Origin of the sequence: Bradyrhizobium sp. 137 (assembly GCF_023074095.1) — a bacterium.
GTDB lineage: Bacteria > Pseudomonadota > Alphaproteobacteria > Rhizobiales > Xanthobacteraceae > Bradyrhizobium.
Genome location: NZ_JADPKU010000050.1, coordinates 101,568 through 114,678, shown reverse-complemented (window position 1 = coordinate 114,678; position 13,111 = coordinate 101,568). Strand labels below are relative to the sequence as shown.

13 protein-coding genes are annotated in these 13,111 nt (G+C 67.8%); 12 read left to right on the top strand and 1 reads right to left on the bottom strand.

Features of this window, described 5'->3' with window-relative positions:
• Positions 1-83 precede the first annotated feature (83 nt).
• From IVA78_RS12820 to cobJ, 7 genes are read left to right on the top strand one after another with little or no spacing between them, the layout of a single operon-like run.
• On the top strand, positions 84-458 hold the full coding sequence (locus tag IVA78_RS12820) for a DUF1636 domain-containing protein (RefSeq protein WP_247278193.1): 375 nt from the start codon (positions 84-86) through the stop codon (positions 456-458).
• Positions 455-1,489: a cobalamin biosynthesis protein CobW gene (cobW, locus tag IVA78_RS12815; protein WP_247278192.1), complete on the top strand. Its 1,035-nt coding sequence runs from the start codon at positions 455-457 to the stop codon at positions 1,487-1,489. The genes IVA78_RS12820 and cobW overlap by 4 nt, the downstream gene beginning before the upstream one ends.
• Positions 1,489-4,737, top strand: coding sequence for a cobaltochelatase subunit CobN (gene cobN, locus IVA78_RS12810; protein WP_247278191.1), 3,249 nt, complete (start codon positions 1,489-1,491; stop codon positions 4,735-4,737). Before cobW ends, cobN begins: the two co-directional genes overlap by 1 nt.
• A complete protein-coding gene (cobG, locus tag IVA78_RS12805; RefSeq protein ID WP_247278190.1) occupies positions 4,734-5,897 on the top strand; it encodes a precorrin-3B synthase in 1,164 nt (387 codons plus the stop codon). The genes cobN and cobG overlap by 4 nt, the downstream gene beginning before the upstream one ends.
• Positions 5,897-6,526 (top strand): precorrin-8X methylmutase, encoded by a 630-nt coding sequence (locus tag IVA78_RS12800; protein ID WP_247278189.1) that lies wholly within the window; start codon positions 5,897-5,899, stop codon positions 6,524-6,526. The genes cobG and IVA78_RS12800 overlap by 1 nt, the downstream gene beginning before the upstream one ends.
• Before the next feature lie 2 nt (positions 6,527-6,528).
• Positions 6,529-7,260: a precorrin-2 C(20)-methyltransferase gene (locus IVA78_RS12795; protein WP_247278188.1), complete on the top strand. Its 732-nt coding sequence runs from the start codon at positions 6,529-6,531 to the stop codon at positions 7,258-7,260.
• Entirely contained in the window at positions 7,257-7,991 is a 735-nt protein-coding gene (gene cobJ / locus IVA78_RS12790) for a precorrin-3B C(17)-methyltransferase (RefSeq protein WP_247278187.1), read from the top strand. Before IVA78_RS12795 ends, cobJ begins: the two co-directional genes overlap by 4 nt.
• Here the strand turns inward: cobJ and IVA78_RS12785 are convergent.
• Entirely contained in the window at positions 7,967-8,713 is a 747-nt protein-coding gene (locus tag IVA78_RS12785) for a cobalt-precorrin-6A reductase (protein ID WP_247415359.1), read from the bottom strand. The two genes, cobJ and IVA78_RS12785, sit on opposite strands and share 25 nt — an antisense overlap.
• On the opposite strand from IVA78_RS12785, the gene cbiE reads away from it, so the two are divergent.
• Genes cbiE through cobA form a run of 5 tightly spaced genes read left to right on the top strand, consistent with a single transcriptional unit; the run spans position 8,712 to position 13,075 of the window.
• Positions 8,712-9,893 (top strand): precorrin-6y C5,15-methyltransferase (decarboxylating) subunit CbiE, encoded by a 1,182-nt coding sequence (gene cbiE, locus IVA78_RS12780; RefSeq protein WP_247278185.1) that lies wholly within the window; start codon positions 8,712-8,714, stop codon positions 9,891-9,893. The genes IVA78_RS12785 and cbiE overlap by 2 nt on opposite strands.
• On the top strand, positions 9,890-10,258 hold the full coding sequence (locus IVA78_RS12775; protein ID WP_247278184.1) for a cobalamin biosynthesis protein: 369 nt from the start codon (positions 9,890-9,892) through the stop codon (positions 10,256-10,258). Before cbiE ends, IVA78_RS12775 begins: the two co-directional genes overlap by 4 nt.
• The gene (cobM, locus tag IVA78_RS12770) at positions 10,255-11,037 is read left to right on the top strand and encodes a precorrin-4 C(11)-methyltransferase (protein ID WP_247278183.1); all 783 of its coding nucleotides are present in this window, start codon (positions 10,255-10,257) and stop codon (positions 11,035-11,037) included. The genes IVA78_RS12775 and cobM overlap by 4 nt, the downstream gene beginning before the upstream one ends.
• The gene (locus IVA78_RS12765) at positions 11,037-12,347 is read left to right on the top strand and encodes a cobyrinate a,c-diamide synthase (protein WP_247278182.1); all 1,311 of its coding nucleotides are present in this window, start codon (positions 11,037-11,039) and stop codon (positions 12,345-12,347) included. Before cobM ends, IVA78_RS12765 begins: the two co-directional genes overlap by 1 nt.
• A complete protein-coding gene (gene cobA, locus IVA78_RS12760) occupies positions 12,344-13,075 on the top strand; it encodes a uroporphyrinogen-III C-methyltransferase (RefSeq protein WP_247278181.1) in 732 nt (243 codons plus the stop codon). The genes IVA78_RS12765 and cobA overlap by 4 nt, the downstream gene beginning before the upstream one ends.
• Positions 13,076-13,111 lie beyond the last annotated feature (36 nt).

The following is a 13,111-nucleotide window of genomic DNA, read 5'->3' as shown; positions in this document are numbered from 1 at the left end:
CGGGGTGTTCCGCGACGGGGAAACGGGCCTCTCACAATGGTCCGTGCGCCTCTTCGCCTCCCGCTGTTATTCTGGAAGAGGCGATGACGGTCACACTTCACGTCTGCATTACCTGCCGTGCCGGCGAGACGCTTGGCGAAGGCGACGTCACGCCGGGCAAGCGGTTGCATGGCGCGATCCTGGACGCCGGCGTGCCCGACGGCGTCAATGTGGTTCCGGTCGAATGCCTCTCTGCCTGTAGCCAGGGCTGCTCGGTCGCGCTGAGTGCGCCGGGTCGCTGGTCCTATGTCTATGGCCGCCTGTCGGAGACGAATGCGCGCGACGTGGTCGCGGGCGCTGCGGCGTATGCGGCCGCGCCCGACGGCCTCGTGCCCTGGCGCAGCCGTCCCGAAATCTTCCGCAAGCAGTCGCTTGCCCGCATTCCCCCCCTTGCCGTCGTGCCGGAGGCCGCCGAATGAATTCGCTCGCAAAAGTCCCGGTCACTGTGATCACCGGTTTTCTCGGCTCCGGCAAGACGACGCTGATCCAGCATCTGCTCGCCAATGCCGGCGGCAAGAAGCTCGCCGTGCTCGTCAACGAGTTCGGCAGCGAGGGCGTCGACGGCGAGATTTTGAAGTCGTGCGCTGCTGCCAATTGCCCGGAGGAGAACATCATCGAGCTCGCCAATGGCTGCATCTGCTGCACCGTCGCTGACGATTTCATTCCGGCCATGGAGCAATTGCTGGCACGCCCCGTGAAGCCCGATCACATCCTGATCGAGACCTCGGGCCTGGCGTTGCCAAAACCGCTGCTGAAGGCCTTTGACTGGCCGGAGATCCGCTCGCGCATCACTGTCGATGGCGTGATTGCGCTGGCCGATGCAGAGGCTGTCGCTGCTGGCCGCTTCGCGCCGGACCCGATTGCAGTCGAAGCGCAGCGCGCGGCGGACGACAATCTCGACCACGAGACGCCGCTGTCGGAAGTGTTCGAGGACCAGATCGCCTGCGCCGACATCGTGCTGCTGACCAAGGCCGATCTTGCCGGCAGCTCAGGGATAGAAGCCGCCAAGGCGGCGATCACCGCCGAGATGCCGCGCCGCGTGCCGATGCTTCCCATCACCGACGGCGCGATCGATGCGCGCGTCATCCTCGGTCTCGGCGCCGCCGCCGAGAGCGATCTTGCCGCGCGTCCCTCGCATCACGACGGCGAGGAGGAGCATGAGCATGACGATTTTGCCTCCGTCGTGATCGACCTGCCGGAAGTTGCCGATATCGATGCGCTGGTCGCCTCCGTTCAGCGCCTAGCGCGCGAGCAGAACGTGCTGCGCGTCAAAGGCTATATCGCAATCGCGGGCAAGCCGATGCGCCTCTTGCTGCAGGCGGTCGGCGAGCGTGTGCGCCACCAGTTCGACAAGCCCTGGGGCGCAGGTGTCAGGCAATCGAAACTCGTCGTGATTGGCGAGCACGGCGATATTGACGAGGCCGCGATCAGGTCAGGGCTAGCAACCTGATGCACGTCGTTTTCCGCGAGAGCCGCGGTCTTGAGGAGACCGCGACGCCAAGGGACATCGGCCAGGACCCGGCCGATCTCGTGGTGCTCTCATATTCGGATTCCGATCTTGCCGCGTTTGCGGCCGGCTGGCGGCGCGGCCGTACCAGCCTGCCGTCGCTGCGGCTCGCAAATCTTGCGGAACTGCGTCATCCGCTCTCGGTCGACACCTATATCGAGCGCACGCTCTCCCATGCGCGTGGCATTCTGGTACGTCTGATCGGCGGTGAATCCTATTGGCCGTATGGTCTCGCGACGCTCCAGCAACTTGCTAAGGACCGCAACATCGTGCTGGCCGTGCTGCCGGCCGACGGCCGTGACGATACGCGGCTCGACGCGTATTCGACCTTGCCGGTCTCGACCCTGCGCCGGCTCAAGGTGCTCTGTGACACCGGCGGCCCGGTCGCGGCCCAAGCCGCGATCGCGCAGCTCGCGCTGGCCTCGGGCCTCTATGCCGGGCCAGTCGTCGGCGAAATGAATGTGCCCGAGACGGGATTTTATGATCCCGCGCGCGGCGTCATTGCTGCGCCGACGGGCGGCGAGGGGAAGCCGCACGCGCTGGTGACGTTCTATCGCTCCTATCTCACCGCTGCGGACACCGGGCCGGTCGATGCCTTGATCGCCGCGCTGCGCGAGAAGGGTTTTGGTGCCTATGGTGTCTTCGTCACCTCGCTGAAAGCCGCGGCCGTCGCCGATTGGCTGCGCGCGCATCTCGCGCGAGATCCTCCTACGGCGATCGTCAATGCGACGGCGTTCTCGGCCGTAGGCGACGATGGCACGACGCCGTTTGACGTAGCCCCGTGTCCGGTGTTCCAGGTTGCGCTCTCGACGGCACGGCGCGAGGATTGGGCTACCTCGCTGCGCGGCCTCTCGCCGGGCGACCTCGCGATGCATGTGGTGCTGCCCGAGGTCGATGGCCGCTTGTTCGCGGGCGTGGTGAGCTTCAAATCCGCTGCGGAGCGCGATCCCGATCTGCAGTTCTCCCATCTTGCGCATCGCGCTGACGAGGAGCGGGTGAAGGCCGTCGCCGCACGGGTTGCGGCCTGGCGGCGGCTCGCCGAGACGCCGGCCGCCAAGAAGCGTCTGGCGATCGTGCTTTCGAACTACCCGGGCCGTCCACACCAGATCGCGCATGCGGTTGGCCTCGATGCGCTGGCGTCCGTCGAGGTCTTGCTGTCCGACCTCGCGGAGACGGGCTTCGATGCCGCGCCAGTTCATGCGCTCGGCGAAACGCTGCTGAGGCAGCAGCTGACCTGGAGCGTCGCTGAGTACCGCACGGCGCTCTCGCGTCTGCCGCAAGCATTGCAGGATGATCTCGCACAAGCTTGGGGTGCGCCGGAGGATGATCCGAGCTGTCGCGACGGTGCGCTCCACTTCGCCGCGATTCGGTGCGGCCAGTCGATCATCGCGGTTCAGCCCGAGCGTGGCGATGCAACCACGCGCGATGTCGACTATCACGATCTCGCCCGCACGCCGCGCCATGCCTATGTTGCGTTCTATCTGTGGCTTCGAGAGCAGGGCTGTGACGCCGTCGTGCATATGGGCGCGCACGGCACGCTGGAATGGCTGCCCGGCAAATCCTTGGCGCTGTCATCGAGCTGTTGGCCGGAAGCCCTGATCGGCGATCTGCCGGTCATCTATCCCTTCATCGTCAATGATCCTGGCGAGGCCGCGCAGGCCAAGCGGCGCATCGGCGCCGTCACGATCGGCCATCTGCCGCCGCCCCTTGCCGCATCCGTCGTCCCGGAGGGCTTGCGCCGGCTCGAACGGCTTCTGGACGAATATTCCACTGCCGATGGTCTTGACCCCGCCCGCCGCCAGCGGTTGATCGCGGCGATCCGCGACGAAGCCCGTGCCGCGGGCCTCGAAGACGATCTTGGCCTCGATGCATCGGCCGCACCAGCCGAAGCGATTCCACGGATCGATCGTTTCGTCTGCGACATCAAGGAAAGCCAGTTCGGTGACGGCCTGCACGTGTTCGGCCGCGGCGCCTGCGGCGACGCGGAGCGGGACGCCCTGCGCGCCGCGCTTGCGGGGCAGCGCATTGCGCCGGGGCCATCGGGCTCGCCCTATCGCGGGCGCCAGGACGTGCTGCCGACCGGGCGCAATCTCTTCGCCGTCGATCCACGCGCGGTGCCGACGCCGTCGGCGCATGCGCAAGGCATCAAGCTCGCGGAAGAGCTGCTGCGCCGTCACTTGCAGGATCATGGCGACTGGCCGAAGGGGCTCGTGGTCGATCTCTGGGGCTCGGCGACGATGCGCACCGCAGGCGAGGAGTTCGCGATGGCGCTGCATCTGGCCGGTCTTGCGCCGCACTGGGACCACGCCTCCGGGCGCGTCACCGGCTACGACATCATCGCGCCGGCCGAGCTCGGCCGCCCCCGCATCGACGTGACGCTGCGCGTATCGGGCCTGTTCCGCGACGTCTTTTCGGGTCTGGCGCAATTGTTCGAGGCTGCGTCCGAGGCGCTCGCAAACCGCGACGAAGAGGGTGAGGAGAATCCCTATCGCCACCGTGCGCCACGCGTCTTTGCGCCGCGGCCCGGACAATACGGCGTCGGCTTGTCAGCGATCCCTGATACCTTCACGCCCGAGACGCGTGATGCCGCCGGGGAAGCGTGGCTGTCGGCATCGTCCTGGGCGTTCTCGGCGGATGGCGCGATCAAGCCTGATCGCGCCGGCATCGAGGCGCGGCTTGCGTCCGCCGATGCCTTCGTCCATGTCCAGGATCTGCCAGAGACCGATCTTCTGCTCGCCGCGGACTATGCTGCGCATGAAGCGGGGGTCGCCGCAGCTGCGGCACATCTCGGCGCGGCAGGACCATCGCTCTATCACATTGACACGACGCGTCCCGAGCAACCGCACGCGCGCTCGCTGGCCGAGGAAATCTCCCGGGTCGTCCGTGCGCGCGCGGCCAATCCCGCCTGGATCGACGGCATGATGCGCCACGGTTTTCGCGGCGCGGCCGAGATCGCCGCGACGCTCGAGCACATGGCCGCCTTCGCGCATCTTGCCGGCGCCGTGCCGCCGCATCTGTTCGATCTCTATTATGACGCGACGCTTGGCAACGCCGACGTCCGCGCTTTCATGGCGCGCGAAAATCCGGCGGCGGTCGCAGCAATGGAGACGTGCTTCACGCGATTGCATGACGCCTCGCTCTGGCGGACGCGCCGCAATTCGATCGCCGCTGCGTTGAAGGAGGCCTCATGAGCGCTTCCGCGGTCAAGGGCTGGTGTCCCGGCGCGCTGCGGCCGATGCAATCGGGCGACGGGCTCGTGGTCCGCGTGCGCCCGTTCGGCGGTCGCCTTGAAGCGGCACAGGCTTCCGGCCTTGCTGATCTGGCCGAACGCTTCGGCAATGGTCTCCTCGACGTGACGAGCCGCGCCAACCTCCAGATCAGAGGTGTCAGGGACGAAGGCCACGGTCCGCTGCTCGACGGCCTTGCGCGACTGGCGCTGCTCGATCCCGATGCCGATATCGAATCCCGGCGCAACATCCTGGTGACGCCGTTCTGGAACGAGGGCGACGACACGCAGGCGCTCGCCGCCGAGCTCGAAGAGGCGCTTGCCGACAGCGCGCTCAAATTGCCCACAAAATTCGGCTTCGCCATCGATGACGGGACCTCGCGCGTGCTCGCCGGCGACTCCGCCGACGTGCGCATCGAGCGCGATCGTGCGGGCCGGCTTCTCGTGCGCGCCGATGGTGCGAGCTTCGGTCGTTCCGTCGGACGCGGAGACGTCGTGAGCACGGCGCTCGCGCTCGCAGACTGGTTCATTACCTCCGGCGGGGTCCGCAGCGGGCGAGGGCGCATGGCGGCCCACATCGCTTCCGGTGCGGCATTGCCGGGGACCTTGCGCGGCGAGACCGAACCTGCCTCCGTGATGGCTGCGCTGCAGCCCGGACATTATCCGCAGGGCGCCATGGTCGGGGTCGCATTCGGGCAGATGCTGCATACGACGCTGCATGAATTCGCCGGTTGCGGACATGCTCTGCGCATGACGCCATGGCGGATGGTCTTGAGCGAGGGCAAGCGTGCGATGCCGAACGGGGCGGGTCTCATCACCGAACCCTACGATCCCGCGCTGCGCGTCATCGCCTGCAGCGGCGCCCCACGCTGCCGCGAGGCGCATGCCGACACCCGCGCGCTCGCCGCCGCGCTCGCGCCGCGCATTGCACCCGATACGCGGCTTCATGTCTCTGGCTGCGCCAAGGGCTGTGCGCATTCCGGCGCCACCGCGGTGACGCTGGTTGCGACCGGTGCCGGATTCGATCTCGTGCGCGGTGGATCGGCCCGCGATGAGCCCGCTCTGCGCGGCCTGAACCGCGATGACATCGTCAGCGATCCCTCCATTCTGGTGGGAGGGCACTGATGCCGCACAGTTACGAGACCGACGGCGCGGCGATCTACCGGCAGTCCTTTGCGACCATCCGCGCCGAGGCTGATCTTGCGCGCTTCTCGCCGGACGAGGAGCAGGTCGTGGTGCGGATGATCCACGCCGCCGGCATGGTCGGCCTTGAGGCGCATATCCGCTTCACGCCCGGCATGGTGGCCGCTGCGCGCGCGGCCTTGCAGAATGGCGCGTCGATCCTGTGCGACGCGCGCATGGTCTCGGAAGGAATCACGCGCGCAAGACTTCCTGCGGCCAACCCGATCATCTGCACACTCGGTGATGCCACCGTGCCGGCGCTGGCGCAGTCCATGCGCAACACGCGCTCGGCTGCGGCGCTGGAGCTGTGGAGGCCACATCTGGGCGGCGCGATCATCGCGATCGGCAATGCGCCGACTGCGTTGTTTCATCTCCTCAACATGCTGGAGGACCGCGACTGCCCGCGGCCCGCGGCGATCATCGGCTGTCCGGTCGGCTTCGTCGGTGCCGCCGAATCCAAGGCCGCGCTGATGGCCGATCCGCCGGCACCTGCGCTGACGGTCGAAGGCCGCCTCGGCGGTTCCGCGATCACGGTTGCCGCCGTGAACGCGCTGGCGAGCGGGAGCGAATAGTCATGGGACGCATCATCTGCTGCGGTCTCGGCCCCGGCGATCCCGATTTGATGAGCGTGCGCGCCGACCGCATGGTGCGCGGTGCCAGGCACGTCGCCTATTTCCGCAAGAAGGGAAGGCCGGGTCAGGCGCGCCGCATCGTCGAGGGCATGCTTGCTGCCGACATCACCGAATACCCCATGGAATATCCCGTTACGACCGAGATCGCCTTCGACAGCCCCGGCTATGTCCATCTGCTCGCCGGCTTCTATGACGAATGGGCCGAGCGCCTGGCGCGGCTTTCGCGCGCGGTCGACGTCGTCGTGCTCTGCGAGGGTGATCCCTACTTCTACGGCTCTTTCATGCATCTGCATACGCGCCTGCAAGGCCGCGTCGAGATCGAGGTGATCGCGGGCATTCCCGGCATGGTCGGCTGCTGGAACGGCGTGGGACAGCCGATTGCGCTCGGCGACGATGTGACGACGGTGCTGATGGGGACGCTTGGCGAAGACGAACTCGAGCGGCGCATGCGCAATTCCGATGCACTCATCATCATGAAGACCGGCCGCAATCTTGCAAAGGTGCGCCGCGCGCTTGCATCCGCCGGACGGCTGGACGATGCCTGGCTGGTCGAGCGCGGCACCATGCCCGGCGAGCGCATCGCGCGGCTCGCCGAGGTCGATGCCGCCGATTGTCCCTATTTCGCGATCGTGCTGGTGCACGGCAAGGGCCGGCACCTGGACGCCGCCGAATGACGGGCACGCTGACTATCGCAGGGCTCGGCCCTGGCAGCGACGCGCTGGTGACGCCGGAAGTCTCCGCCGCGCTCGCGGCCGCGACCGACATTCTCGGCTATGCGCCTTATGTCGCCCGCGTCCCGCCGCGACCGGGGCTTGCACTGCACCCGTCGGACAATCGCGAAGAGCTGCAGCGCGCAAGCGAAGCCTTGCGGCTTGCCTCGGAAGGCGGCCAGGTGGTCGTCGTCTCCTCCGGTGATCCCGGTGTGTTCGCGATGGCCTCTGCCGTGTTCGAGGCGCTCGAGCAGGCACCGCAATGGCGGGAGCTGCCTATTCGCGTGCTGCCCGGCATCACCGCCATGCTGGCGGCGGCTGCCCGCGCCGGCGCGCCGCTCGGCCATGATTTCTGTGCGATCAATCTCTCCGACAATCTGAAGCCCTGGGCGGTGATCGAGAAGCGCCTGCGGCTTGCGGCGGAGGCCGATTTTGTCATTGCGATGTACAATCCGCGTTCGGCGAGCCGCGCGGAGGGATTTGGCCGCGCGCTTGCGGTGCTGAAGGAGTCCGGTTGCGGCGAGCGCCTGATGATCTTTGCCCGCTCGATCAGCGCGCCCGATGAAAAGATCGAGACCGTCGCTCTGAACGAAGCGACACCCGAGATGGCCGACATGCGCACGCTGGTGATCGTGGGCAATTCGCAGACCCGCCGCGTCGGCCGCTGGGTCTATGCGCCGAGGCAGGTCCGATGACCGAGCCACTGCATGACCTCGGAAACGCTCTCCACCCGCAACCGCTCGGGCAGGTTTGGTCGCGAGATCATGATCACGGGCAGGCCGAGCATGCGGGCCGCATCGATCTTGGCGCGCGCACCGTCTCCGCCGGAATTACGGGCAACGATCCAAGTGATCCCGCGCTCCCGCATCATCTCCAGCTCGCTATGAAGCGTGAACGGCCCGCGCGACACGATCACGTGGGCCGGAAAGGGCAGGGTTGTTTCGGGGGGATCGACGAAACGCAGCGTGTAGCGATGCTGCGGCGTCATCGCAAATGGCGCGATGTGTTGGCGGCCGATGGCGAGGAACACTTTGGCCGGCCTTTCGGGCAGCGTTGCGACGGCGGCGTTGACGTCGACGACCTCGATCCAGTTGTCGCCAGGCGCTTTGGTCCAGGGCGCTCGCTCCAGCGCAATCAATGGCGTGCCCGTCTCCGCGCAGGCTTCGACCGCATTGCGGCTCATCTCCGCCGCGAATGGGTGGGTCGCGTCGACCACATGCGTGATGCCTTCATGACGAAGGTATTCGGCAAGCCTGCCCACGCCGCCGAAGCCGCCGATGCGGGTCGGCAGCGGCTGATCGGCAGGCGCGCGGGTGCGACCGCCATAGGAATAGACGGCCTTGATGCCCGCGCGCGCGATCGCCGCAGCCAGCAGGCTCGCATCGGCTGTTCCGCCCAGAACGAGGGCGCGCATCATGGCTGATCCCTGGCTGACCATCATCGGTATCGGCGAAGATGGCCTTGCCGGGCTGTCCGAAGCAAGCCGAAAGGCGCTTGCCAAGGCAGAAACCGTCTTCGGCGGCGAGCGCCATCTCGCGCTTGCGCAAGTTGGCAGCCGCGGCCGTCCGTGGCCGGTGCCGTTCGATGCAGATATCGTGCTGAGCTGCCGCGGCCGGCCGACGGTGGTGCTCGCCTCAGGCGATCCGTTCTGGCATGGCGCCGGCGCAAGTCTTGCCGACAAGCTGCAGGCTGGCGAGTGGATTGCGCACTCCGCGCCGTCGACGTTCTCGCTCGTCGCTGCGCGGCTCGGCTGGCGTCTGGAATCCGTGATCTGTCTTGGACTTCACGCTGCGCCATTCGAACGTCTCGTGCAGCATCTGGCGCGCGGGGCGCGGATCATCTGTCTCGTGCGTAATGGCAAAGCGGCCGGCGATCTCGCGAACTGGCTGACCGAGCGCGGCTGGGGCCCTTCCGCATTCTGGACTCTCGCCGCGCTTGGCGGGCCGAATGAAAGCGTCAGAGAGTATCGCGCTGAGAGCTTTACGCGCGCTTCGTCCGGAAATCTCACTGCGGTTGCGCTGGAGACGAAGGGAGGGCAGGGGCTGTCTCGCGGTTCGGGCCTGCCGGACGATCTCTTCGCTCACGACGGCCAGATCACCAAGCGGCCGATGCGCGCCTTTGCGCTCTCGGCGCTGGCGCCGTGTCCCGGCAGGACGCTGTGGGACATCGGCGCCGGTTCGGGCTCGATCTCGATCGAGTGGGCGCTGTGCGGCGGAACGGCGGTGGCCATTGAGGCGCGTGATGATCGGGCTGCCAACATCCGCAGCAACGCGGCCGCGTTCGGACTGGAGCATCGGATCAAGGTCATCGCGGGCGAAGCACCCGATGCTGTGACAGCGCTGGACGCGCCGGACGCTGTCTTCGTCGGCGGCGGCCTCGATGGCGCGATGTTTGACGCCATCTGGTCGCGGCTGGCGCCTGGGGCGCGGCTCGTCGCGCATGCGGTGACGCTGGAGACAGAGGCGCTGCTCGGCGAGCTGCATCAGCGCCACGGCGGCGAGCTGATGCGCGTCGAGATCGCGCATGCAAGTCCACTCGGTCGCTACCGCTCCTGGGAAGCGGCGCGGCCGGTGGTGCAATGGAGTGTGGTCCGATGAAAGTTGCCGGGCTCGGATTCAAGAACGACGTGACGCTGGCTTCACTGCGCGAGGCGCTGCTGGCGGCCGGCGGTCCCGAAGGCCTTGCGGCAGTGGCGACCGTCAGCGACAAGGCCGAGGCCGAAGCGCTGAAGCAGCTCGCGCGTGAATGCGGCGTGCCGATCAAGGCGGTTCCGGTGCACATGCTCGCGGGCATCGACACGCCGACGCAATCGGAGTTCATCGCGGAAAAGTTCGGCACGGGATCGGTTGCCGAAGCCGCGGCGCTCGCAGTGGCCGGCCCTCGCGCGCGGCTGATTGCGACACGCGTTGTCTCGCAGGATCGCACCGCGACCGCCGCGATTGCGGAAGGAGACGGCTTATGACCGTGCATTTCATCGGGGCCGGCCCGGGCGCGCCCGATTTGCTGACGTTGCGCGGCCGCGACCTGATCGCCGCCTCTCCGCTGTGTCTCTATGCCGGCTCGCTTGTGCCGGAGGGTGTGCTGGCGCATTGCCCGCCGGGCGCGCGGATCGTCAACACCGCGCCGCTGTCGCTCGACGAGATCATCGCCGAGATCGCCGCCGCGCATGCGGGCGGCAAAGACGTCGCCCGTCTGCATTCCGGCGATCTCTCGATCTGGTCGGCGATGGGCGAGCAGCTCCGCCGCCTGCGCGCGCTCGGCATCCCCTATTCGGTCACGCCGGGCGTGCCGTCCTTCTCGGCTGCTGCCGCTGCGCTGGAGGCCGAGCTGACGCTACCGGGCCTTGCCCAGACCGTGGTGCTGACGCGCACGCCGGGCCGGGCCAGCGCCATGCCCGAGGGCGAGAAGCTTGCCGCATTCGCCGCGACCGGCGCGGTGCTCGCGATCCACCTGTCGATCCACCTGCTCGACAAGCTCATCGCCGAGCTGACGCCGCATTACGGCGCAGACTGCCCGGTCGCGATCGTCTGGCGCGCGAGCTGGCCGGACCAGCGCATCGTGCGCGCCACACTGGCAACGCTCGATGCGGCTGTAGGCAGCGAGATGGAGCGCACCGGGCTGGTCCTGGTCGGCAGGACGCTGAATGCCACGGATTTTGACGAGAGCCGCCTCTATGCCGCCGACTATGATCGCCGCTATCGGCCGGTTGGCGCCGAGCCCCGCTTCCCGGAGGCGCCCTGATGGCGGCAGGTCTCGTCATCTCCGCACCGGCCTCAGGCGTCGGCAAGACCACGCTGACGCTGGCGCTCGCCCGCGCTTGGCGCAATCGCGGCTTGAACGTGCAGTGCTTCAAGAGCGGGCCCGACTATATCGATCCCGCCTTTCACGCTGCGGCGACGGGACGGGCCTCCGTCAATATCGATAGCTGGGCAATGGATCGCGGGGCGATCGCGCATCTCGTCAGCCGCGGCGCGGATGCCGACGTCGTGCTCGCGGAGGGCTCGATGGGCCTGTTCGACGGCGTCGCCGCGCGCGGCGTCTCCGGCACCGGCGCCACCGCAGACATCGCCGAGATGCTGGGCTGGCCCGTGCTGCTGGTGATCGATCCCTCTGGCCAAGCGCAGACCGCGGCAGCGATTGCCGCGGGCCTTCGCGACTACCGCCCTGGCGTGCGCCTTGCCGGCGTCGTGCTCAATCGTGTCGCCAGCCCACGCCACGAAGATCTCGTGCGTCGCGCGCTGAGAGACGCCGGCATCGCCGTGTTCGGCGTATTGCCACGCCATGCCGAGATTAGCCTGCCAAAGCGGCATCTCGGCCTGGTGCAGGCCGAGGAGCAGACCGGGATCGGCAAGCTGATCGACGAGGCCGCGCGCTTCGTTGCCGAGCATGTCGATCTCGATGCGGTGCTGCGGGCGGCCGCCAATTGGTCGCCGCAGGCAGCGAGCAATGATTTGAACGTCACGCCGCCCGGGCAGCGCATTGCGCTCGCCCGCGATGCGGCGTTCTCCTTCGTCTATCCGCACATGCTGGAGGCCTGGCGCGCGGCCGGCGCCGAGATCGTGCCGTTCTCGCCGCTGGCCGACGAATCGCCCGACGCGAGCGCCGATGTCTGCTGGCTGCCCGGCGGCTATCCCGAGCTTCATGCCGGCAAGATCGCGGCCAACGCACGCTTTCGCAGCGGCGTGCGGTCCTTCGCCGAGACACGGCCGGTCCACGGCGAATGCGGAGGCTATATGGTGCTAGGAACTGCTTTGACCGATGCCGATGGCGTGCGCCATGAGATGGCGGGGCTGCTCGGCCTGGAGACCAGCTTTGCCAAGCGCCGCATGCATCTGGGCTATCGTCTCGCCGAACTGGACACGCCGATGCCGGGGCACCGGGCAGGCGCACGCCTGCGCGGCCACGAGTTCCATTATTCGACGATCATCGCCCAGCCCGACACGCCGCTGGCCGTGGTCCACGATGCAACCGGCGCGGTCATTGCCGAGACCGGCTCGCGGCGGGGCCAAGCCACCGGCACGTTCTTCCATCTGATTGCGGAGGACCGGTGAGCGGTTTTGTCAGTTTCGTCTCCGCCGGCCCCGGCGACCCAGAACTCCTCACGGTGAAGGGGACTGCACGGCTGCGCGAGGCCGACGTCGTGCTCTATGATGATCTTGCCTCCGGCGCGATCCTCGATCTCGCCCGTCCCGGCGCCAATCTCGTCGCGGTGGGCAAACGGGCAGGGCGGCCCTCCACCAAGCAGCACCACGTCAACCGCCTTTTGGTTGACTACGCCGCAACTGGCGCGCGCGTGGTGCGGCTGAAGTCTGGCGACGCCGGCATTTTCGGCCGGCTCGAGGAGGAGCTCGAGACGCTGCGCGAGGCCGGCATCGGCTACGAGATCATTCCCGGCGTCACATCCGCCTGCGTCGCCGCCGCGCAAGCCGGCATCCCCCTGACCCGGCGCCACACCTCGCGGCGGGTGCAGTTCGTGACCGGGGCTGACGTCACCGGCGAACTGCCGCAAAACCTGAATTGGGTGGCGCTGGCAGATCCGGAGGCAACCACCGTGGTTTATATGGGCCGGCGCACCTTTCCGGCCCTTGCCGCAAAATTGATCGAGCATGGCCTGGCCGCAAATACGCCGGCGCTGTTTGCGGAATCTCTTGGCCGTTCCGACGAGCGGCTGGTCCGCACCACCATTGTCGAGCTTGCCGAGCAGCTTGCGCGCGGCGGCGCCGCTTCCACCGCCGCCGTCATCCTGTTCGGGGCGCTGGCAGGAGACGATCTGTCATGATGGCCGCGGCCGCCGTTCGCCCCTTGACGCCCGGCT

What these genes read in the sequence shown, in the direction of transcription:
- IVA78_RS12820 (WP_247278193.1), top strand. Translation starts at nt 84, where the DNA reads ATGACGGTCACACTTCACGTCTGCATTACCTGCCGTGCCGGCGAGACG.
- cobW (WP_247278192.1), top strand. Translation starts at nt 455, where the DNA reads ATGAATTCGCTCGCAAAAGTCCCGGTCACTGTGATCACCGGTTTTCTC.
- cobN (WP_247278191.1), top strand. Translation starts at nt 1,489, where the DNA reads ATGCACGTCGTTTTCCGCGAGAGCCGCGGTCTTGAGGAGACCGCGACG.
- cobG (WP_247278190.1), top strand. Translation starts at nt 4,734, where the DNA reads ATGAGCGCTTCCGCGGTCAAGGGCTGGTGTCCCGGCGCGCTGCGGCCG.
- IVA78_RS12800 (WP_247278189.1), top strand. Translation starts at nt 5,897, where the DNA reads ATGCCGCACAGTTACGAGACCGACGGCGCGGCGATCTACCGGCAGTCC.
- IVA78_RS12795 (WP_247278188.1), top strand. Translation starts at nt 6,529, where the DNA reads ATGGGACGCATCATCTGCTGCGGTCTCGGCCCCGGCGATCCCGATTTG.
- cobJ (WP_247278187.1), top strand. Translation starts at nt 7,257, where the DNA reads ATGACGGGCACGCTGACTATCGCAGGGCTCGGCCCTGGCAGCGACGCG.
- cbiE (WP_247278185.1), top strand. Translation starts at nt 8,712, where the DNA reads ATGGCTGATCCCTGGCTGACCATCATCGGTATCGGCGAAGATGGCCTT.
- IVA78_RS12785 (WP_247415359.1), bottom strand. Translation starts at nt 8,713, where the DNA reads ATGATGCGCGCCCTCGTTCTGGGCGGAACAGCCGATGCGAGCCTGCTG.
- IVA78_RS12775 (WP_247278184.1), top strand. Translation starts at nt 9,890, where the DNA reads ATGAAAGTTGCCGGGCTCGGATTCAAGAACGACGTGACGCTGGCTTCA.
- cobM (WP_247278183.1), top strand. Translation starts at nt 10,255, where the DNA reads ATGACCGTGCATTTCATCGGGGCCGGCCCGGGCGCGCCCGATTTGCTG.
- IVA78_RS12765 (WP_247278182.1), top strand. Translation starts at nt 11,037, where the DNA reads ATGGCGGCAGGTCTCGTCATCTCCGCACCGGCCTCAGGCGTCGGCAAG.